This window comes from Lutibacter sp. B1 (assembly GCF_012524075.1).
GTDB lineage: Bacteria > Bacteroidota > Bacteroidia > Flavobacteriales > Flavobacteriaceae > Lutibacter.
Genome location: NZ_JAAZUI010000114.1, coordinates 1 through 1,072 on the forward strand (window position 1 = coordinate 1; position 1,072 = coordinate 1,072).

Here is a 1,072-nt window from a genome sequence, read left to right on the forward strand (position 1 = left end):
CGTTGTACCCAATTAAAAAAAATCGTAAAAAATTAGATATTTACATTAAATGATATTATTTTTGATAGTATCAAATGATAGTATCAAAATGAAACCACCTTACGAAATAACTCCTGAAATATTGAAATTATTAACTTCTATTTCAGAAAAAATAGGAGAATTGAATGCTAATTTATTGAATAAGCCTTCTACTCTATTGAGAAAACAGAATAGAATTAAAACTATTCATTCTTCTTTAAAAATTGAGGGAAATACTTTGAGTGAAGAACAAATTACTGCTCTTTTAGAAAACAAACGAATCTTTGGACCAAAAAAAGACATTATTGAGGTTTTAAATGCAATTGATATTTATGAGAATTTAGATAAATACAATCCTTTTAATGAAAAATCCTTCTTAAAAGCACATCAAAAATTAATGAATAATTTAATTGAAAATGCTGGAAAATACAGAAATCAAGGTGTTGGAATTGTAAAAGGAACTAAAGTCGAACATTTAGCTCCTCCTTATGAAAATGTTCCGTACTTAATGAAAGACCTTTTTGAGTATTTGAAAAATCCAAATGAATTAGAATTGATTAAAAGTTGTGTTTTTCACTACGAAATGGAATTTATTCATCCCTTTTTAGATGGAAATGGTAGAATGGGTAGATTATGGCAAACACTTATTTTAATGGAAAAATATCCAATATTTGAATATTTACCTTTTGAAACTTTAATTAGTAAAAATCAAGAAAAATATTACAATGCTTTATCTGAAAGTGACAAATCCGGAAAGTCAACAAAATTTATTGAATATATGTTGAATGTAATTAACATCTCAATAAGTGAATTATTCAACTTTAATAATCGTACTCTAAATGAAAAAGACAGACTTGAATATTTTTGTTCTTTAAACAAATTAGAGTTCTCCAGAAAAGATTATATGAATGTTTTTAAAGATATTTCTTCTGCAACTGCAAGTAGAGATTTAAAAAAAGGGGCAGAATTAAATTTATTTAAAAAAATCGGGGAAAAGAATAAAACTAAGTACAAATTAATAACTGGGCACAACAATGTATAACCAAAATTGCTT

Annotated in this window: 1 protein-coding gene; it reads left to right on the forward strand. The window is 25.4% G+C overall.

Going from position 1 to position 1,072, the window contains the following annotated elements:
- Positions 1–88 precede the first annotated feature (88 nt).
- Positions 89–1,060 (forward strand): Fic family protein, encoded by a 972-nt coding sequence (locus HGB55_RS15140; protein WP_168817920.1) that lies wholly within the window; start codon positions 89–91, stop codon positions 1,058–1,060.
- The last annotated feature ends 12 nt before the right edge of the window (positions 1,061–1,072 follow it).

Bases quoted from the DNA above. Each gene is read 5' to 3' on its own strand.
- HGB55_RS15140 (WP_168817920.1), top strand. From the start codon at position 89: ATGAAACCACCTTACGAAATAACTCCTGAAATATTGAAATTATTAACT.